This window comes from Lysinibacillus sp. NPDC093688 (assembly GCF_050280145.1).
GTDB lineage: Bacteria > Bacillota > Bacilli > Bacillales_A > Planococcaceae > Lysinibacillus > Lysinibacillus xylanilyticus_B.
This window is the reverse complement of the sequence record NZ_JBNNUX010000001.1, coordinates 179,918-200,717: the sequence shown is the minus strand read 5'-3', so window position 1 is coordinate 200,717 and position 20,800 is coordinate 179,918. Positions and strand designations below refer to the sequence as shown.

The following is a 20,800-nucleotide window of genomic DNA, read 5'->3' as shown; positions in this document are numbered from 1 at the left end:
TTATTCACCCCCATTGCCAAACATTTTCATCATGTACATAAGGCTTCTACTTTCAACACCGAGCAGTCTTTCTACGTTGAAGACAAATGCTGGTATACGAGAAGCACGTTCTTCATCGGTCAACTCAACCATATCATCATCAAAAACGGTATTCGTATAGGCTACAACCATTTCCATACATTCATACGGATACGGCGTACTGAATAATCCTTGCTCAATACCCTCACGGATTATTTCCGTCAGTATCGGTGGCAGGCCGTTCATAATTACCTTTTGTATTTTCTGATGCATAAGCGCGTTCTGAGGCTTATGAATATGGTCAATAATTTCCTTACCGTTTCCGCCACTTATGTTTAATGCCATTACAACACGGATAATACGCTCGTAAACAGGGATGCTCTTATTTACTGCAATTTCTTTTGCAGCACCTAGAATTTGGACATTATACCGCTCAATTAAAGCGTCCATAATATCCTCCTTCGACTTGAAGTGATAATACAGCGTTCCCCGTGCAATGCCAACTTTTTCAAGAATATCGTTAGTACTTGCGCCATCAAAGCCCTTCTGACCGAAAAGCTCATCAGCCGCATCAAGTATTTCATTTCTACGCTCTATCGCTTCTTTTCTCATTTTCACTCCTCCTCACTAGACCGACTGTCTGTCGATAAAATTATAGCATTTTACAGTAAATTGTCAATACAGTATTCCTTTTTTGTAAAAAACTATCATTTTTTCTAATCATATAGAGTTGAACGATAAACATTTTATAGAGAATATTGAGGCCTCCCCGATATGTAAAAATCCCCCACACAAAAATATCCTTTTAATGATAATAAGTGATAGAATTAAATGTAAAAAGTTTATGCGTTAAGAGAGGAAAACAAAAATGTCTGAAGTAAAAAAAATGGATTTTACAATAGGAAAAAAGATACGTGAAAGCTTACAGGCAGATTGCCAAAGCTGTTTTGGTCTATGCTGCACGGCTTTAAATATTGCTGCTTCTAGTGACTTTGCTATTCATAAAGCAGCTGGGACACCTTGCCCTAATCTACAATCAGATTATAGCTGCCAAATTCATAGTAACCTTAGGGATCAAGGGTTTAAAGGATGTACAGTTTTTGATTGTTTAGGAGCTGGACAAAAGGTTTCACAAACAACCTTCCATGGACAAGATTGGCGACAATTCCCTGAAGTTTCCGAGAAAATGTTTCGTGTCTTTCCGATTATGGAACAACTTTATGAAATGATTGCCTACGTAGCAGAGGCTTTATCGTATAAGGTAGATTCATCCCTCTATAACAAACTACATATACAATTAGAACAGCTACAGCGTGCAACAGAGCTAGAAGCTGATGCATTACTAGCAATAGATATTCCTAATTTCCGACTGCCCGTGAATGTTTTATTGTTAGAAACAAGTGAGCAAATTCGCCAAAGCCATATCGTAAAGATTGGAAAAAACGCTCGAAAGTATGACAATCGTGGGGTTGATTGGATGGGGAAGAATTTTAAAGGCAAGGATTTAAGAGCAACCGATCTTCGAGGATCTTATTTAATTGCTGCCAATCTACAAAATGCAGATTTAAGAGGGGTTGATTTTATTGGCGCGGACTTACGTGATGCCAATTTACGCGGAGCAGACCTTTCAACAACTATGTTTTTAACCCAAATGCAAATTAATTCAGCACAAGGCAATCATCAAACAAAATTACCTTCCCACCTGAAACGTCCGTCTCATTGGGATCACTAACTTCTAAAAAGGGCAGTTGAATGGTAATTTAATCTGCAGACACCGCCATTTGAGTTACCACCACAAAAACTTAAATAAAACCATTTTGAAAAAAAGGTAAGTCAAAATGGTTTCTTCTCTATTAGAAGTATGTCTTGTTTGTTCAATTTGTGCTAAGTTCTTCAACAAAACCACCTGTTACTTTAAGTGCATTTCTTCACAATCTTATCGTTTTATTAAAGAACCAATTTAATAATATAATTTCTTTTTTACTTTAAATTGAGGACTGGTGATTAATTTTGCTTTTGCAATTCCTTTTTTAAATCTTACATTGTTTAACCAGTCAATAATTGCATTAGCATCGTAATTTGGGTGAATTTTTTCTCCATTTTCTAATGCCCAATATTCTGTATTCTTTCCCTCGTCAAAAATCCAATTTATAAAGTCCTCCTGAATACTATTCATCTTCCTACCTACTTTTGTTGAACAAGAAATGTATTGAATAAAATCATTACCAAAGTCAATTTTTATAATCATAAGAGTTTAACTCCTTAAAATAGTTTTGAAATTAGGGCTATTAGGGGTATCGTCAGGAAAATGCGAATTTACAACGTTAAGGAAATTTCAATATTAAATAGGGATTTAGTTACCATTTCTATTTATAACAACTTCAGGGATGCTTTGTAATTTTTTACTTCTATAAACAATTTTTAAGTTATATACAAAAAACATGCTTTGACATTGTCTAAAGCATGTTAATTATTTATAGTATAAAACTGCTAAGTTGATTTTTTTAGCTCATCTATTTATTGAATTCATTAACTGGAAAAAGTATTCAGAGTTATGAGTCTTATTTAGATTATACCATGCTTGTAATGTATCGGGTGTAAATACATCTAATTTTTTCAGTACTTCCATAGTAAATTCCAGAGGTGCTACCCCTGATGCAGTAATCAAATTCTCACCTGATACCGCAGGTCCCATCTCATGAAATTTTTCTCCTTTATAATTAGGACAGACCATTTTAATATACTCTAAGTCATTGCTTGTGTGTTTTCTAGAATCTAAGTATCCCATATTCGCAAGAGCCTCAGTTGCACCACAAATTGCAGCAACAATAGTACCAAGCTTTAAAGCTTCGCCAATTCTTCTTAAGATAGGTTGATGAATATCTTCTCTCCAAGTAGTCCCTCCAGGTAAGACTAAAAGATCTTTACTCTCAAGCGTACATTCATCAAGAGAAATATCTGGTTGTATGCACAGTCCTCCCATTGTAGTAATCATTTCTTTATTAGCTCCTACTGTAACTACTCTTAATGGGGCTAAATCTTTTTTGAAATATCTTCCAGAGTTTAATTCAGCAATCAAATACCCATATTCCCAGTCTGACATTGTATTAAATACATAAAGATACACTTTTTTTGTTTGCATTCAATAACGCTCCAATCTCAATTAATATAGCCTATTATAATATAACTTCACTGACAGATAACGTCAGGGAAGTTATCATACTTGATGGAATTTTATTAATTCCGACAGAACTTCAATAAGTCTTTTCTTTAGACTTATTGGCTCAATAACTTGAATAGATTTACCATACGGTAAAAGTAAATAAGGTACATATGTATGTATAATATCCTTTTCAAGAAGAAATACTGCTTGATTTGAAGTACGTTCTTGTAAATAATGTCCTAAAAACCAATGTTGGCAAATATCTCCCAACGCCCCTGTATTCCCATTAATAACTAAAGAAGTAATCCCTTCCTTATCTTCTATAGTTGGAAGGAGGTTTTTCATAAAAAAGTCACGTGCTGAAAAATTTTCTGGCCGGTTAAACTTATTTTCGGTTAGCATTAGACTTTCAATTCGATCTACTCTAAAACTACGGATATCATTCCTAAGATGACAAAATCCAATCACATACCACTTATTATTCCAATAGATAATTCTATACGGATCGACCAATCTATAATTTAATTGCTTTTCGCCACTTTTATGGTAAAGAATTTTTACTGAGTACCCGTCAGCTACGGCCTGCTCCAACTCCTTCAAAAAAGGTTCCATAGAGAGTGAACTTAATCGACTTATTACTTCAAGACTAGTTAAATGTTGATTTATCTTTGTTTCCTGCTCTTGATTTGAGTATTTACTTAGTTTTGAAATGGCCCTATTTAGTGCTTCACCTCCATAATATCCGGCTTCTTCTGCAAAAACAGCAGCGTGAAATAGTGAAGTTTGCTCCTCAAAATCAAAAAAAAGAGGAGCTTCAATAAAATTATTTAATAAAGTATATCCACCGTTATGTCCTGTGTCTGAAATTATAGGTACACCACTTGTTGAAAGTGTATCAATATAACGATAAACAGTCCTTATATTCATCTCTAACTTTTCTGCAATTTGTTTTGCAGTAATTTTTTCACCTGAACTAAGCATCCATAGAATTGCTAACATATTGTCAATTTTAGGCATATAAATCCACCTCTATTTGGAATTTACTATCTATCATATAAGTTTATTTTACTTAATTAGTAATAAATAAATTTTACAGTATTTATCATTAGAATTTAACTTATTTCCATGAATTAGACTATTCTGTCTTGTTAATTTAAGTATAATTCTTCATAATCTAATTCTATTTTTGGGCATAACTCATCAACTGTGTTATTCAACAATCTGGCCCGATTGTTGAACAACAAGTTAAATAACACTATTCAACTAAACTGCTCCGTTAGCTTAATAAGAAATGTATTCCCTTTTGCTATGTAGATATTGACCATACTCCCATTTTCACGATATTCCGTATCAATATATGCAAATATCAAATTAACGAAAACTTTAACTAGACCTTTTTCATATAGAGTACTACTTTCTGGAGCCCACATTACTTTCTATTCTGTAAAGGAAGATTTACTGTCGTTTTAACAACCATCTCTTAATACTTTTTTATTTTTTTTAGAATTATATAAAGAATGCCGTTTAAAAAAAGTAAAAATATACATTGCACAAATGTGATGTACAAGATCATTAAAAAATCTGCGTGTAACACCAAGGTTTCGCCAGGAGGCTTTTCTTTAGACGGGTCTATAATTAGAACAAATGAAACAATAACGGATAAAAAGTAAGCAATATAAGCCCAAAGCATATGCTCATAAAATTCAAGTTTGAATTTACTAAACCAAAGAACACTATTGATAACTACAATAATTAAAGGAAAAATTATAAATTTAAAAAGTGCTATATCAATTATGTTAAATAACATCGAATCATAAAGGATTGGAGCTACACAAACAATAATAATATTTGTAATAGCTACGATGATCGAATTTTTGTGTTTATACATTTTTTCACACCTTTTACTTTTTTATCTTCCTCACTACTTAAACGAAATAAAATAATAAAGGTTTTCTTTCTTATTTTGATTGTTATAATCCTCTAATATACAAGATTAGGGTCCTCTTTTTAATACCGATTTGGTGCTACCCCTAATAAGATTACAACCAAATTTTTGCTAGTTGAGATACTCCTTTTATGATCTCTTCTTCACTTAAATTACCCAATCCAAGTAAAATATGTGGATATTGTGGTTTATATTTCGAGAAAGTTTGTGAGCAAGGATTAACTGCTATTCCGTGTTCATATGCCCTTTCAATTAACATTTTTTCACTCATTTTTGTTTTAACTTCAATAATAACGTAAATTCCTGAGCTACTACCTTTTATTTCAACATAATTTTTAAAGTGTTTTAGTAATTCCCTATTCAATAGATTCATTTTACGTTTATACAAAGCTTTCATCTTCCTTAAATGTGAGTACCAATATCCTTCATTCATAAAGGTCGCCAATGTTCTCTGATGAATAGATGAGGATGTTTGCTCGAGCAAAGGAAGGATCTTTTTATATTCACTTACTAGCCTCTTTGGCAAAACCATATAACTAACACGGATAGAAGGTAGCAATGCTTTTGAAAAAGTTCCTAAATAAACCACCCTATCATTAGAATCTAAGCTTTGAAGAGACGGTATAGGTTGATGGATGTAACGAAATTCACTATCGTAATCATCCTCAATAATATATCCTTCCACCCTTTTTGCCCATTGAATTAACTTTAATCTTTCATTGACGGGGATAGTTACTCCATATGGAAAGTGGTGAGTAGGAGTGACATATAAAAGTCTAGAAGGTGACTGTAAAAGGCGATCGACTTGAATGCCTTGTTCTGTTACCGGGATTGGATCAATGATAAATGATTGAAGCGCAAATAGTTCCCTTGCCACATTATATCCAGGGTCTTCAACTGCCAGATATTGATAGTCCTGCTTTAGCAAAAGCGTCAAAAGTAATAATAAGTGTTGTGTACTACTGCCAATAATAATTTGTTCAGCAGAAGTATTAACCCCTCTTGATTGGAACAAGTAATCTACTAGTGCCTTTCTTAATTGAATATCGCCTTGTTTTTCTCCGTATGAAAACATGCTAGAGTCTTTAATGACTTTGTTTGTAAGCATTCTCCATGTTTTCAAAGGGAAGTTCTCTTGATCCACTGTCCCGATTTTAAAGTCAATCGTTTTTATGTCAGTTTGATTCTTTTCATGATGCTGTTCTTTAATGGGTTCATAATTAAGCGTCTCATCCGATACATTTGCATCTACAAAAAACCCCTTTTTGTTCTCACTTCGAATATACCCTTCCGATTGCAATTGTTCATAAGCTAGCTGAGTTGTGTTTCTGCTGACCTCTAGTTGGAGAGCAAGTTGCCTAATCGATGGCAACTTTGTATTCCACTCTAATTTACCAGATAAAATCTGAGTTCGTATGTATTGATAAACTTGTTGGTACATAGGCGTGTTACTTTCTCGATTGATATTAAATATTAGTTCATTCATCATTGAAATACCTCATCTGTCATTTGTGTTTATTGTAAACTGTACCTTTCAGAAATGACAGTATAAATGAATAATGAATTTAGAAAAAATTTTGATTTGGAAGGTAATATTTATGTACATATCTTGTTTGATTGTAAGGGGACTCAACTTTATAGCAGTACAAATTCAAGGAACCTGCACTAGGAATTTAATTGTTGTAGGAGGTGGAAATATTGGATAAACCCCGATTATGGACAAGGGATTTTATCAGTATTGCCATTACTAATTTTCTCGTGTTTACAACATTCTTTTATTTATTGGTCACACTACCGATATATGCTTTACAAGAATTGCATGGTGCCGCAACTGAAGTAGGACTTATTACTACAGTTTTTTTGATTGCATCCATCCTAACACGCCCATTTGCAGGTAAATGGATCGAAAAGGCAGGAAAGTATATTGTTTTTATAAGCTCCCTCATTGTTCTTTTCGTTGCTTCAACTTTGTATTTTATACCGCAATCTTTGATGGGCTTACTAATGCTACGCTTTTTTCATGGAATTGGCTTTGGAATGGCCACTACGGTCACTGGCGCAATTGTGGCCGATCTCATACCGGAATCCCGCAAAGGAGAAGGAATGGGGTACTATGGATTAACGCTTAATCTTGCTATGGCTATTGGTCCCTTTTTAGGTTTGACTGTTATGCAACAAACAGCGCCAAATGCAATGTTTATCATTAATGCATGCTTTGCTCTCTTTGCACTCGTTGCAGGATTGTTTGTTAAATTACCTAAGAAAGTTATTATGTCAGAACAGGAAATTGAACGAAAAACAAGTATGAAAATTGGAGATTATTTGGAAACTTCCGCCATTCCTGTATCATTGGTTTCAGCTTTCTTTGGATTGATTTATTCGGGAATTATTTCCTTCGTATCCTTATATGCTAAAGAGCAAAGTTTAGTGGAAGCTGCTGGTTATTTCTTTGTTGTGTACGCAGTGGTCCTTTTAATTTCACGTCCTTTTACTGGAAAATGGTTTGATTTATTTGGGGCAAATATGATCATTTATCCTGCTATTTTATGCTTTGCAGTCGGTACGTTCTTACTGAGTATTTCGAATACGCCTTTGTTATTTCTAGCATCAGCAGCCCTTATTGGTGTTGGATGGGGAACTGTGTTTCCCAGCTTTCAAACCATTGCCATTCAAGTAGCACCCCCTAAAAAGAGGGCCTTGGCTACGGCTACATTCCTTTCTATCTATGATTTTGGGTTCGGCATTGGATCATTTATCTTTGGTATTGCCGCAGCTAAAATTGATTATGGATCAATTTATTTTTATTGTTCATTCCTTATATTAATCGGAATTGGTGTTTATTATTTATTGCATGGTAGACTATCTTCACATTCTATTGTGAAAAAGGTAAAGAAAGAGATTGCTAAGGGTATTTTTGGCCAAACGCAATGATTCGTGAATATGTTGCGTTTGTTGTTATGCATAAAAAATATGTTCATTTTCACGATATTGCCAAGTAAATTCGATTCTTTATTGCAAGTTTAGGATGACATTTTGTGTAAACGTATGTCATCCTAAATTTGATGAATCTACTGAAAATGCACTTTTGAAAAGAATAAAAACGCCACTTCAACTTAAACCTTGAAGTGGCGTTTTGAGTACTCTTCTTTTTATCCAATGTTCGATCGCACACTTCCATATCTGCTAAATTCGGATTCAACATGACATAATTGCAAATCACGATTCCACTCACAACAAAAAAATAATCTATGTCTGTGTGATTCATCAAAATGAATACACTCTCCTCATTAAGCTTCCATAATCTCACTATCAGCATCTCCTTTATGAACTTGTTAAAATACTTCTTCTAGTAAATATATAGATTTTCACCAATAAATATTGGTACTTTTTAAAAAATATGTAGATACTAAGATGTGACTAAAGGTAGAATTATAAATGATAGATTATGACTATATTAAAGATTAAATGGAGGTTTATCAGGATGTTGAGAAATTTGTCGATCCTCTTACTGGTATGTTTATTAGCAGGATGTTCGAGTAATGAGGTAGTTTCTAAGAAAAACGAAGAGGCTTCTGAGAAGCGAACAGCAGAGCAAGCTCTCCCTCAATCGAAAGAAGAATGGCAGAGTACGGTAAATACAAGTGCATGGTATGAGCAAACGAAATCTAAATTCCCTGTAGCGGCTGAACAATTTGTCGATTTTGATGGAGATAAAATCCCTGAATATATTTTTGGTTATAGTGACCAAACCCATTATGGTTACATTGTAGGGAAATATAATAGAACAAATAAAACTTGGGAGAACTGGAGTGATCTACACTATGAATATCCAATTTATAACGAGATTGCATTCCATGGAGTACTAAATGGACCAGACGATAAAGAAATACTCATTGCGAGTGACTTTCAACCAGGAGTCAAAACGATTGGACATGAAGTAAACCTTATTAAGGCTTCTGATGATAATTCTCGTGTCATTTTGGGCTTCAAAGCATATGCAGGAAAAAGGGAGGATATAACTATAAATCCTACTACAAATTCCTTTCATTTAGTTGGGACAGAATTAAATCAAACCTATTTACTAAAAGACGATCATCTATTAGCAAATAATGAAAAAATATTGCTCGAAACAGGACTTCCATTAATACATAATGAAGCATTTATGAAAGCATTAAATAATAGTTTCACAAAAACAGGGATTTCCTTTATGGACACTATTGGTGATGGCGTTCAAAAGAATAAGGCAATAGCGAAAGAAGAATATGTTGAAGGTGTTTTATGCAAATCGTATGAAGATTACTCAATTTGCACTACATTTTACGATGGAAACATAAACGACGCACCAATTACACATGTTCTTTTATTTAACTTTAAACAAGTAACGGCAAAAGATATTTCAAAAGCTATAAATCAAAAAGTGACAATAGAAGCAAATGATTTCACGGATACCATTGGCCAAATACTATTTTTCGCAACATTTACTGTTGATGATGTAGTATTCCATGCTGAATTCGATGGATATACTGAAAAGGCACTTTTGAAAAGAATAAGTATTCAAAACCCTAAAGAGCACTACGAATTTTAGTAGAATTAAAAAGAACTTAACAAAACTAAAACGCCACTTCAACTTAAACCTTGAAGTGGCGTTTTGAGTACTCTTTTTTAACTTACCATATCTTCTCCACCCATTCAGGATGGTCTATAAATGGATTTCGATTGCCTTGGATTTCGTAAATTTTTTCATTTCTTTGTTTTTCATATTCATCTACAGGATCTTGCTTATGCCATTGTAAAAGAACTGAGAGTTTACCGTGATAAGGAGCTGTTCCATTATTAACTTTGTCGTTTAATTCAAGATCTACCTTATCTCCAGCTTCATAACGAGTGGCCATATATAATAGAATACGAGCTACATCACCTTTTACGCGATTAGGTGGTTCGAATGAATCTGAATCTTTCAAGCATCCATTACAGCCAGCCACTGGACTGCCGCCATTGTCAAAGTCTAAATTTCCTCTTGAGCTATTAACTTGTACATCGGTTGGTCGTAAATGATGGATATCTGTTCCTGGTCCTTTAGTTGTCCCAAAGTTACCGTGTGATTTTGCCCACGTATGCTCTCGGTTCCAGTTTCCTACATTGCCACCACTGTTTGTTTTTGGACTAGATTTCCCAGAGTAAAATAAAATGACATTACTCTGATTACTAGGATCTTCATCCGTATACTTTAATGCATCCCAAACCTCATCATAAGAAAGAACCTTTTGTTCAGAAATGATATCATGAAGAGCCGTTTTCAGTGCCTGGCCTTCCTTGTTATAGGCACCTGTATAATAGTCATTAGCAATGACTGTTACGCTGAAACTTGTAGTGACACTTTTCTTTCCATCAAATGCTGTAACGCCAACAATATGACTACCCTCTTCTAAATTGAGTGTTAATACCTTTCCATTTATAGTGCCTTTTGTGGCAGTAAATGAAAGTTCATCGCCATCAGGATCGGAAAAATGATTTGTTAAATCAATTTTAATTTCCTCTCCAATAGCTACAGTTTTGTTGGTAATAGGCTCTTTAATGATTGGTTGATTGTTTTCAGCAGGCAAAGAAGGATTTACAATGGGTTTCCCCTTCGAATTTGTAAATTTAATTTGCTCAGGAGCTGCACCCTTTTTATAAATTATCGATTGTATATCTAAATTTTCAGCGCCTCTAATTTCACTGACATATTGACCTTCAATTGTGAGTGTTTTCACGCTATTGCCTTTAAGGTCGATAATCATCCCTGCTTTCACAGGACTAAGGATAACATCAGTCGTCTTAAAGCCTTCTCCATGTAGTTCTGCATAGCCACCTTTAAGGAACACACCTTTTGGAATTTCCGATTGAGCATCTAAATGAAGTGCTATACTAGGTTTATTGATTGTTAATTTGTTCTTTTTGAAGTTCTTATAGTCATATACTATTTCTGGTTTAATCGGTTCAACATTTGAATTGTTATTAACATCAATTTGAACCATTACTGGATCATGGTCACTTGCACGACCGGCCATGTCCGTAAAATCAGCATTAATATGAAGAATATCCACATCTGTTTTCTCTGCCAGATTGTTTGACACTAGAATATGGTCTAATACTTGTGAATTCCCCTGATATACATATGTGTAACGATCAGAAGCCTCTACTTTATTAATCATATTCGTCATCAATTGACCTTCATGGATTTTAAGTGCATCCGCAAATTGATAATCATTAAAATCACCTAAAGAAACAATGTTTGCATCTGGATTTTTTGATTTAACGTCTCCAACAAAATTAGAAACAATATTAGCGATTTTTTTACGCTGTACTTCACTTCCGTACTGTGGAGGCTGAATCGAACCAAATAAGGGAGTATCTCCACTTTTAGAATTCCAATGATTTGCGATCACAATTACATCTTCATCTTGGAATTCAAATTGTGCCGCTAAAGGTTTGCGACTACTATTAAACGCTTCATTTGCTGGATCAATACGCCCAGGGTTCACTGTTAATTTCCCGTCTTTATAGCCAACAGCTGTTGTAGCATCCCCTGCCGGAATACCTTCCTTTAACTTCACTCGCTCTGGATTATAAAGGAAGCCAACTCGAATATTCGCATCTGGTGCTCCACCATCTTGATTGTTAATTGGATCGATATTAACATACTGATACTCGACACCACCTACACCTTTAATAGCGTCAATTAATCTTTGATAACTTTGATCCGCTTTTGAATCTCCTGCAGATGGCCCGTTATTATCTTGCACCTCTGTTACACCAACAATATCAGGACTGCCCATATCAATACCAATGGCTCTTGCTAATTTTTTCGCTTTATCATCAGTAGTAGAAGTTTTGTTATTAGAGAAGTTCTCCAAATTATATGAGGCAATTGTTAACTTATCTTCTGCCTTTACTATTTTTGTTGTCTCAGGTGATGTATTTCCTTTTTCATGAGCTGCCTTCATCTCATCTAAAGAAGCATAGATTTTAAAGTTTTGATAGGAATAGCCTACGATTCCCGTAATTGGCCCTTTAAATTTATCACCTGTAGCCACTTCAAAATCACGTGCAGCCCCATTCGGTTCAAGTCGGAATTGAACTCTGTTTGGATTTTCATTTTCTTTCTCATGCAATACCCCACCGTGAATTGTGTTTGTTGGTTCACCCTCAAGTACTGTTACTAAATCTCCATGCTCCTGTGGTGCTACCGCTTTCACGTTTCCAACTTCTACTCTCATGCCTTCGATACTTTCCCAAAAATCAATAGCGTCGATTGTTGGATTAAAAATTTCAAGCTGATCACTGTCGATCTTACTAAAAGACATTTTTAACTTATCGATTCCAATTGCTTTTGGTAAGGCTACACTACTTTTAATGACTTCTACTTTTCCGTCTTGATCGTCACGCACATTAATTTGTGTTGTTTTTAAATCTGTTTGCTGCCTGTCATCATAGCCATCGTATGCATATTCGCTTACTTTACCTTTAACAGATACTAAATCCCCTACCTTTATTGGCCATGGTTTTTTTCCGCTGTACAGAAAAATACCTTCAGAAGTATTCGGATCATGATCAGCCAATTCATCTGGCGTTTGAATCGTATAGTACCAATTATTATTTAACGTGAATGAATACGTTACGATTCCTTCAATTCCTTCAACTGTTTTACCATCAAATGTTGTAGCGTGCCCAGCACCTTGAATATCATGAATTTGTAATTTATCTGCAATGCTATAATCAAATGTAGTTATATTACTAAATGAGCCATCTTTAGCTTTAACGATTGTTTTTAATGTAGTATTTTTGCTAATCTCAATTGGTGTCTCATATTTAAGACTTTTATCAGTTGGCTTCGTACCATCTAATGTGTAATAAATTTCTGCATCTGCTGTCGGTGTTGTTAAAGTCACTGTTGTTTTGCCAACAAACGTCCCACTTCCAGGTGATGCGCTAGCAGGCATTAGTGCTTTACTATCCACGACGATATCTGCATTTGATCGAGGAATCACCTGATAATCTTTATCGAACTGTTGAACAATACCAGTAATAGATTCATAGTTTGTACCGACAGTTAAGCCAAGCGAATTTGTTTCATCTCGTACGAGGAAATTCGTTCCGTCATTTGCAGTAAAGTTTGCCCACCCTGCACCTTGTTGAACATCTGTTAGCGTAACATTTTTCACTGTTACTAGCTGCGATTCACTATCTTCATTTATTTGAGCACCTGCTACTACCTTTGGAGTAGGTACACCTGCATTTTCAACTTTTTCAACGATTGTAGCACCATCTAATTGTAGTAAACCACGATAGTCTGCTAACTTACCTTTTAACGTAACTTCATCCCCGACAGACATAGCTAGACTAATGGGTCTTACCGCAATACCACCTGTCTCATCTTGAACTGAAAACGTATTTTTCAAGCCCGCTGCAACTCTACCTTTGATCGTTACCGTTTCACCTACACCTTTATTCCGAGCATCTCCAATTGAGAGAATTGCCGGTACTTCGGGGTCAACAGGACCACCTGAATTGCCATCCATTACGTGTTGGCCTAAATTGGAGAAATTATCTACCGGGAATGAATCCCATTCCGATGCTGCATTAAAAGGATCATTAATAGTTGTATCACCCGTCAAAACTGAACTTTTCCTTACTAAAGTTACATCTTTAGCAAAATCCGCTGAAGAACCAACTTGTCCAATAGAATCGACTATGTCACTAGATTTCCTTAATACGACTGGATCATTTCCATTGAAATTAATAACCGTTGTATTTTCTAGATTCCCTTTTGCTTTAATGTTTGGATCTGCATCTTTATGATATAAAACATACGTAGCACCGTTTTCTAGAGTACCTGTCAAACTTACTTTATTCTTCGCGCTAGCTTCTCCGTTCGTATGAAGCTCTAGCGTATAATTACTTAAATCAACCGCGGCGCCTGTACCATTATAAATTTCAATTGCTTTATTGAAGGAAGTTCCTTCAATATACTCTGAAATGATTAAATCCTTTGCAAGTGATTCAGCATTTACAGTGATTGGTGCTAAAGGTGCGGCAATACTTGCGACTAAAGTTGTTGCTAAAAAGGCGTTTAATGGTTTCTTCCAATTCTTCTTTGACATCAAGTCAATTCTCCTTTCAGTTTTAAGAATGATCGTTTTTTTGCAAAAGATACTTTCGCTTTGGGCCTATACCGTACAGACGACATTTATCGCATACGATATGTCGTAAATGGTCGAACTATTCGGAACATATTTCCCCATTACATATATATGTAAACATATTATTATTAATTCACTATTTTTATAGTATTTATATTATGTAAATGAATTGTAATAATAGAAAACACAACTATTACAGGGAATTTAACAATTTATAACATAATTTTAACATACAAATTAAAATTAACACTTACCTAATTTGCTTAATTATAAAAAACGGGCTAATTGATTTACGCCAAAAGAAATAGCCTCTTAACAAGTTATTTGTCAAGAGACTATTTTCTATCTTCCTACTACTTTTAATCTAGCAACACCATTTCGTGGAGGCTACCTTTTGGCCCAAGCGGTTCATCAGATGCCCCCAGGAAGCTTTGCTCTGTGCGAAAGCGTAGCGACAGCAACAACAAATGTTTTCTGTAGCGAAAGCAAAGCGGCAGCTACAAAGCGCCCAGTCGGAACGGAAATTAAACTCCACGCTTTGTCGAAAAGCGAAACATTACTGCAGATGACACCTTATCACAACAAAAAAGAGCAGATGAAAGTATATTCATCTGCCCTTCTATTTATTTCTGTCTCTTTTTATAAATGATCGTAACGACAACAAGTAAAAGTAAAATCGCTTGTCCAATCATTGTTTCTACTGTTGGATAGAAACCAATGATGTTGACAACTGGCAAGCCATCTACAATAGTTGTTGAAACTGAATCCCTCAGCTGCAATGTATGCAGACTGACACCAATAATTTTAAATGCCAATACGTAGATTAACACCGTTGCCACAGCGAAAAATTTATGAACTGGAATTTTCCCACTTGCTTTAAATAATACAAATGCAAAAATAGCTAATATCACAAGTGCTACTACGATACCTAGCACAAACTGAGATGTCTCCATTTTAGGTGCAATTCCTGCGTAAAAGACAAGTGTTTCTGCCCCTTCACGGAAAACGGATAGGAAGCTAATTGCTGCCATCGTAAACACCGAGCCCGATGAGATAGCATTACCCATTCGTTTGGAAATATAGCGATTCCAGCTTGTCACACTCGATTTACTATGGAGCCAAATACCTACTCCAATCATCATTGCAGCGGCTAGTAAACCAATATAACCTTCCATGAGCTCTCGACTTGTATCAACTGTCGCTGATTGGAAAATCGTCGACATTAAAATAGCCGCTACCGCTGATAGTAAGATCCCTACGAATGCACCGATATATATCCATTTGCGCATTGTTTTTTGTCCAGATTTCTCTAAGAACGATACTAATGCCATAATAATAAGCAGTGCCTCTAAACCTTCTCGCAGTAAGATTAATGCAGCATCCCACAGCGTATAATCTGAGTCACCATGAATCAGCTCAATTTCAGTGCGGAAATTATCCAGCTTACTTTTTATTGCTTTAACATCGACGTTAGACTTCAATAAGTCACTAACGATGATTGGCATATCACTTTCAATTTTTGTATACAGGCTGCCATTACGTGTTGAAACATCTATTTCTACACTTGGCCATATTTTAATGAACTCTCGAATTTTATCAGAGGCAGCCTTGTAGTCACCTGCATCGATAAAATCATTCGCTTCATCAATATAAGCAATCAATGTTGTTAGAGAATACTCTCCTTCTACAACTTTCGCCGTATCATTACCTGCTACAAAATCTTCAATTGTTTGTTTTAATTCTGCATATTGTGAGTGCATTAATGCTACATCTGGCTCTTCAGAAGCAAGTGTGATCCGTATAAATGCCATCTGTGTTTCAATCTGCCCGTACATAGCAATACTTTGCTCTCGTACAGGACGTTCGATTTTTTTCCATTTAGCATTAAAATCCTTATACGCTGCGTCGATTGTAGTTAAATCACCACTTGCTAAGGCATCTTCAAATGCTTTCATGATTGGTTTAAATTTCATGCCGAATTCTGCTCGCTGCGCCGATTCATCTACAGGATTCTCAAGCTTTTCTAATGCACGTAAGGAATTAGACAATTGAGACAGTGCCTTTAAACGTTCATCCTTAGCTGTAGCCTCAACTGCTTGCACAAGAATATTATCAACTTTTTCTTTTGCTTCCTTTTGCTCAGATGTGACCGACGCCCAGTCTGTAGAAAACTGTTCAAGGGCTTGCTCAGCTTCAGATTCCTTATCCTGCTTCGTATTCATTAGCGCATCACTAATAGAAATGTATAAGTGACTATAAGATTGCGCTGCCTGTACTGGTACAGCAAGTGCCACAAACAGGCAAAGTACTAAGCTACAGCGTGTTAAAAAGTGCTTCACCTATATAACTCCCCTTTTGTACACCAGGGAAGCAAGCGAACACTGCGCTGCCTCGATGTGTAGTATACTCATTCATTTTATCCAAACGTCCTAAGCTATTTTGAACTGTTATAAATTGGGCTGGGTCTTTTTGAAAAGAAACAAACATGAGTCCCGCATCATGCGCACCTGTATTCGTCATAACACCTGATGCATAAGAGTAAGAGCGACGTAAAATACGTGCACCTGATTTACGTGCCAAATGCACATGTGACGTATCTGGCATAATATACTTACCGTTGCTATCCTTCGCCTCTACATCGAAATCATCGAACTCTTTCTTTTTACCAAAAGGTGCACCGCTATCGCGATAACGACCAAATGTTGCCTCCTGATCTTTCAAAGATGTGCGATCCCATGTTTCAAGATGCATTTGAACTTTACGTGCGACTAAATAAGAGCCGCCTTTTAACCAGCCTTTATCGACCCATACAACTTTATTTAAATCTTTGTCATCGGCAGTCGATGGATTTCCAGTGCCATCTTTGAATGCAAATAAATTTCTCGGTGTTCCTCCACCAGCTGGGAATGAGTTAAAGCCTGCTTGAGACCATTTAATTTCTACCTTACCAGATGCTGCACGAACTAAGTTACGTACTGCGTGGAATGCCACCTGTGGGTCATCCGCACATGCCTGAATACAAAGGTCTCCACCTGTAAGTTCTTTTTGAAGCTGATCTTTTGGGAAATGTGGTAAATCATTTAATTCTGCTGGCTTCAAATGTTGGATACCAAGCTTATCAAACAAAGATGGGCCGACACCTATTGTGATTGATAAATTAGAAGCGTCTAAACCTTCTGCTTCACCTGTATCTCCTGTAGGTACTCTAGTATTTGTTGTTAAATCTACCATTAATTCACCATTCATTAAACGTACAACAAGAGGTGTCCATTTTTTGAACAACTCTTGTAGGTCTTTCTTTGATGTAAATAAAACATCTAAAGAAGCAAAATAAATATTTGTCTGAACTGGTGTAATAATGCCAGATTGATGTTTTCCATAAAAATCAATTTTATTACGTGCAGTCGTGCTATCCGCAACAGGCTCGAACACATCGTAGCCCATTACTTTCATAACACCGCCTAAGCCAGAAGCACCGATAGCTATACCAGCTGCTCCGATACCTGTTAGCTTTAACATGTCACGTCTTGATATTTTTTTATTCATCCATTTTTCATCATTTGACGCTGTCATTTATTATCACTCCATAAATTACTTTAAAATATTACTCCAAAATAATACCCATTTGACTTAATGGTTCTCCAAGTTGATTAACTGCTGCTGCAAGTGCTTTTGTGTCTTCTTCAGTTAATTTTTCGTAAGAAACATATCCGCCATCAGCAGTCGCATGCTTTGCCAATAAATCATCTACTGCTTTGAATTTTTCATCTAATGTTGCTACTAAGTCTTTGTCTTTCGCTTCTAATTTTGAACGTAGGATTTCAAAGATTTTTTCTGCACCTTCAATGTTTGCTTTGAAGTCATAAAGGTCTGTATGAGAATAGATTTCTTCTTCACCAGTGATTTTAGATGTTGATACTTCATTTAATAAGTCAACCGCACCTGTAATCATTAAATCTGGTGTTACTTCTACAGTTTGAACTAATGCATGTAATTCTTTTGCGTCTGCTAGTAATTGATCTGCAATTGCCTCGTAGCCTGCAGTTTTATTTTCTACCCAAAGCGCATGTTCCAGCTTATGATAGCCTGACCATTCTTCTTCGCCCTTGCCTTCTTCTTGGATATCAGCTAAACGACCGTCAATACGTGGATCCAGGTCACCAAAGCTCTCTGCGATTGGCTCCGAACGCTCAAAATACATACGTGCCGGTGCATAGGCTGCTTTTGCTTTTTCAATGTCACCAGATTTAAATGCATTGACAAATTTTTCTGTTTCTATTAAAAATTGATCCATTTGCTCTAATGCAAATGTTTGATAGGCTGTTAGTTCAGTAGATAAATCAACCTTTGTAGCTTTTTCTGCTTGCTCTGTTTCAGGCTTATCTTCTTTTTTAGCTTCATCTGTATTACCACAGCCCGTCATAAGAATGCCCCCTGCGACTAATACTGACAATAATGATGTTTTTTTCATGCTAAGTACCTACTTCCGAAATAGTTTATATTGAGAATGATAATGATTATCAACTATAATTGCAAGAAGTATTTTCATTTAAAGAAAAAAACGACATTTTATAGTTAATCTAATTAGATAACTAGAAAAATATCGTTTTTTACACAATATAATTATTTTAAACTATAAGATTTTCGCTTGTTTTATATTTTCATATTTTCCATATAAGAAATAATAAAGGATAATTGACACTAAAATAACAAATACCATCGCAAAGAAAATGGCACTGTACCCCGACGTCGGAACGAAGAATCCTAAGAAATAAGGACCAACACCTAAACCTAAATCATATAAAATAAAATATGTCGATGTCGCAAGTCCTAAACGCTCATTTGGTGTAACTTTAATAGCTATTGCTTGCGCTACTGAATTGAAATTACCATAACCAATCCCTATGCACGCTGCGGCTAATAAAAATACAACACTACTTGTCGCCGAACTAAAGGCATACATTCCGATTGCAAAAATAACTAAACAAGGGTAGATAACAATGTTCGCACCTCTAGTGTCTAGTAATTTCCCAGTAAAAGGACGTGTCGCTAAAATAACAATTGCATATATAATAAAGAAATAACTTCCCGCTGTTACCAAATCAAGCTCTTTTGCATAAAACGTCATAAATGACATAACCCCTGAGTAGGCAAAGCCAATAACAAGCGCCACAAGAGCAATTGGTACAGCACGCATTTCGATAAAATTAGTGAGCTTAAAGCCTGTTTTCTCCGCCATCTCTTTGGCCTTTTTCGGTGCATCTGGAACGGTTACGATAAAATACATCAAAAAGCATGCAATAGCTAATACGGAATCGACAGCAAAAATCATCCGATAATCTTCAAACAACTGCGTTAGAAGAATACCTACAAACGGTCCGATAGCAGTAGCTAAAATAGCACTTAAGCTGTAATAACCAATACCTTCTCCTCGACGATCAGACGGTAAAATTTGTGCAATAATTGTTCCTGTCGCCGTACTAGCCATCCCAAGTGCAATCCCCTGTACTAAACGATTGAGCATTAAAAGCGGCAAATTTGTCGCGATAAAATAAGACATCGTTGATAGCATAAACAATAATAATCCACAAAATAATGTTTTTTTGCTACCCCAATCCCCAATAATACGTCCTGTCCCAAGACGACCAAATAAAGTACCAATAATAAAAATACTCGATACAAGCCCTGCCGTACTAGTCGAAGCTCCAAAATGCTCAACCGCATAGCCTGCAATCGTTACCATCAATAAAAAAAATATTAATGTAATGGTAAAATTAATAAGTGAGACGATTAAAAAGTCCTTCGTCCAAAGTTTATGTCTAGTTGCTTCCACTTTTTTCTCTCCTACCGATTGATGTTTGCACAAATGTTCGCTATCACTTGTGTCGCAATTTCAATATCCCGCTCTGATACCCCTGCGAGTGCCTGTTCCATAGTTGGTTTTAAATGCGCTTGAATTTCTTGCACAATCTCTTCACCATTAGCCGTTAATTGTACAAGCTTTTCGCGCTTATCCCTACCCGCTACCGTTTCCACGTAGCCAAGCTCCACAAGCTTTTGTACAAGCCTTGTCACACTCGGCTTTTCAATAAACATGAAATTCGCAATATCAACAAATGAATGTGGCCCTTTATCCTTCAATAACCGAAGAAGAGCCCATTGAGAGCTATACAGCTGATATTTCCCTAACTGCTCATTCACTAGATTGATAAACGGTCTGTACATTAAGCGGTACTGATTAAAAAATTCTTGTTCGATCGTCAAAAATACCACTCCTTTTTAATTAGTTAGCCTAACTAACTATATACCCTGAGTTTTTATTTGTCTAGTAGGAATTAGCGAGAAATTTGGCATTTTGAACGGTCTATCTGTCGTGGTCGGCTTCCTATCCACGATTTTGAGCGGGCTATCCATCTTTCTCGGATTCCTATCCACGATTTTGAGCGCTCTATCCATCTTTCTCAGCTTCCTATCCACGATTTTGAGCGCTCT

General features: G+C 35.8%; 16 protein-coding genes. 4 read left to right on the top strand and 12 right to left on the bottom strand.

What is annotated here, in order from left to right:
- Complete coding sequence (locus tag ACQKN2_RS00920) at positions 1–630, bottom strand: TetR/AcrR family transcriptional regulator (RefSeq protein ID WP_427413243.1); 630 nt, start codon at positions 628–630, stop codon at positions 1–3.
- A gap of 256 nt (positions 631–886) precedes the next feature.
- Between ACQKN2_RS00920 and ACQKN2_RS00915 the strand changes: the two genes are divergently transcribed.
- On the top strand, positions 887–1,750 hold the full coding sequence (locus tag ACQKN2_RS00915; protein WP_427413242.1) for a pentapeptide repeat-containing protein: 864 nt from the start codon (positions 887–889) through the stop codon (positions 1,748–1,750).
- Positions 1,751–1,978: 228 nt separating this feature from the next.
- Here the strand turns inward: ACQKN2_RS00915 and ACQKN2_RS00910 are convergent, their stop codons facing one another.
- From ACQKN2_RS00910 to ACQKN2_RS00890, 5 genes are all read right to left on the bottom strand, one after another.
- Positions 1,979–2,266, bottom strand: a complete 288-nt coding sequence (locus ACQKN2_RS00910) for a hypothetical protein (RefSeq protein ID WP_427413241.1) — start codon at positions 2,264–2,266, stop codon at positions 1,979–1,981.
- 261 nt (positions 2,267–2,527) lie between these two features.
- Entirely contained in the window at positions 2,528–3,160 is a 633-nt protein-coding gene (locus ACQKN2_RS00905; RefSeq protein WP_427413240.1) for a type 1 glutamine amidotransferase family protein, read from the bottom strand.
- A gap of 75 nt (positions 3,161–3,235) precedes the next feature.
- A complete protein-coding gene (locus ACQKN2_RS00900) occupies positions 3,236–4,198 on the bottom strand; it encodes a helix-turn-helix transcriptional regulator (RefSeq protein ID WP_427413239.1) in 963 nt (320 codons plus the stop codon).
- A 463-nt stretch (positions 4,199–4,661) separates the two neighbouring features.
- The gene (locus tag ACQKN2_RS00895; RefSeq protein ID WP_427413238.1) at positions 4,662–5,069 is read right to left on the bottom strand and encodes a hypothetical protein; all 408 of its coding nucleotides are present in this window, start codon (positions 5,067–5,069) and stop codon (positions 4,662–4,664) included.
- Between the two features lie 151 nt (positions 5,070–5,220).
- A complete protein-coding gene (locus ACQKN2_RS00890; protein ID WP_427413496.1) occupies positions 5,221–6,612 on the bottom strand; it encodes a PLP-dependent aminotransferase family protein in 1,392 nt (463 codons plus the stop codon).
- Positions 6,613–6,824: 212 nt separating this feature from the next.
- Between ACQKN2_RS00890 and ACQKN2_RS00885 the strand changes: the two genes are divergently transcribed.
- On the top strand, positions 6,825–8,057 hold the full coding sequence (locus ACQKN2_RS00885; protein WP_427413237.1) for an MFS transporter: 1,233 nt from the start codon (positions 6,825–6,827) through the stop codon (positions 8,055–8,057).
- A gap of 550 nt (positions 8,058–8,607) precedes the next feature.
- On the top strand, positions 8,608–9,711 hold the full coding sequence (locus ACQKN2_RS00880) for a hypothetical protein (protein ID WP_427413236.1): 1,104 nt from the start codon (positions 8,608–8,610) through the stop codon (positions 9,709–9,711).
- A gap of 82 nt (positions 9,712–9,793) precedes the next feature.
- On the opposite strand, the gene ACQKN2_RS00875 is transcribed toward ACQKN2_RS00880, so the two are convergent.
- Positions 9,794–14,269, bottom strand: a complete 4,476-nt coding sequence (locus tag ACQKN2_RS00875; protein WP_427413235.1) for an endonuclease — start codon at positions 14,267–14,269, stop codon at positions 9,794–9,796.
- Positions 14,270–14,702: 433 nt separating this feature from the next.
- On the opposite strand from ACQKN2_RS00875, the gene ACQKN2_RS00870 reads away from it, so the two are divergent.
- On the top strand, positions 14,703–14,957 hold the full coding sequence (locus ACQKN2_RS00870) for a hypothetical protein (protein ID WP_427413234.1): 255 nt from the start codon (positions 14,703–14,705) through the stop codon (positions 14,955–14,957).
- Here the strand turns inward: ACQKN2_RS00870 and ACQKN2_RS00865 are convergent.
- The 5 genes from ACQKN2_RS00865 to ACQKN2_RS00845 form a co-directional block, all read right to left on the bottom strand.
- Positions 14,932–16,647, bottom strand: a complete 1,716-nt coding sequence (locus ACQKN2_RS00865; protein ID WP_427413233.1) for an FTR1 family iron permease — start codon at positions 16,645–16,647, stop codon at positions 14,932–14,934. The genes ACQKN2_RS00870 and ACQKN2_RS00865 overlap by 26 nt on opposite strands.
- The gene (efeB, locus tag ACQKN2_RS00860) at positions 16,622–17,881 is read right to left on the bottom strand and encodes an iron uptake transporter deferrochelatase/peroxidase subunit (protein ID WP_427413232.1); all 1,260 of its coding nucleotides are present in this window, start codon (positions 17,879–17,881) and stop codon (positions 16,622–16,624) included. The genes ACQKN2_RS00865 and efeB overlap by 26 nt, the downstream gene beginning before the upstream one ends.
- A gap of 31 nt (positions 17,882–17,912) precedes the next feature.
- Positions 17,913–18,779: an iron uptake system protein EfeO gene (efeO, locus tag ACQKN2_RS00855; RefSeq protein WP_427413231.1), complete on the bottom strand. Its 867-nt coding sequence runs from the start codon at positions 18,777–18,779 to the stop codon at positions 17,913–17,915.
- A gap of 162 nt (positions 18,780–18,941) precedes the next feature.
- Positions 18,942–20,141 (bottom strand): MFS transporter, encoded by a 1,200-nt coding sequence (locus tag ACQKN2_RS00850; RefSeq protein ID WP_427413230.1) that lies wholly within the window; start codon positions 20,139–20,141, stop codon positions 18,942–18,944.
- An 11-nt stretch (positions 20,142–20,152) separates the two neighbouring features.
- Entirely contained in the window at positions 20,153–20,581 is a 429-nt protein-coding gene (locus ACQKN2_RS00845; RefSeq protein ID WP_427413229.1) for a MarR family winged helix-turn-helix transcriptional regulator, read from the bottom strand.
- Between the last annotated feature and the right edge of the window lie 219 nt (positions 20,582–20,800).

Excerpts from the sequence above, each read along its gene's own strand:
- efeO (WP_427413231.1), bottom strand. The coding sequence starts at position 18,779 with ATGAAAAAAACATCATTATTGTCAGTATTAGTCGCAGGGGGCATTCTT.
- ACQKN2_RS00905 (WP_427413240.1), bottom strand. The coding sequence starts at position 3,160 with ATGCAAACAAAAAAAGTGTATCTTTATGTATTTAATACAATGTCAGAC.
- ACQKN2_RS00895 (WP_427413238.1), bottom strand. The coding sequence starts at position 5,069 with ATGTATAAACACAAAAATTCGATCATCGTAGCTATTACAAATATTATT.
- ACQKN2_RS00880 (WP_427413236.1), top strand. The coding sequence starts at position 8,608 with ATGTTGAGAAATTTGTCGATCCTCTTACTGGTATGTTTATTAGCAGGA.
- ACQKN2_RS00875 (WP_427413235.1), bottom strand. The coding sequence starts at position 14,269 with ATGTCAAAGAAGAATTGGAAGAAACCATTAAACGCCTTTTTAGCAACA.
- ACQKN2_RS00890 (WP_427413496.1), bottom strand. The coding sequence starts at position 6,612 with ATGAATGAACTAATATTTAATATCAATCGAGAAAGTAACACGCCTATG.
- ACQKN2_RS00900 (WP_427413239.1), bottom strand. The coding sequence starts at position 4,198 with ATGCCTAAAATTGACAATATGTTAGCAATTCTATGGATGCTTAGTTCA.
- efeB (WP_427413232.1), bottom strand. The coding sequence starts at position 17,881 with ATGACAGCGTCAAATGATGAAAAATGGATGAATAAAAAAATATCAAGA.
- ACQKN2_RS00915 (WP_427413242.1), top strand. The coding sequence starts at position 887 with ATGTCTGAAGTAAAAAAAATGGATTTTACAATAGGAAAAAAGATACGT.
- ACQKN2_RS00920 (WP_427413243.1), bottom strand. The coding sequence starts at position 630 with ATGAGAAAAGAAGCGATAGAGCGTAGAAATGAAATACTTGATGCGGCT.
- ACQKN2_RS00910 (WP_427413241.1), bottom strand. The coding sequence starts at position 2,266 with ATGATTATAAAAATTGACTTTGGTAATGATTTTATTCAATACATTTCT.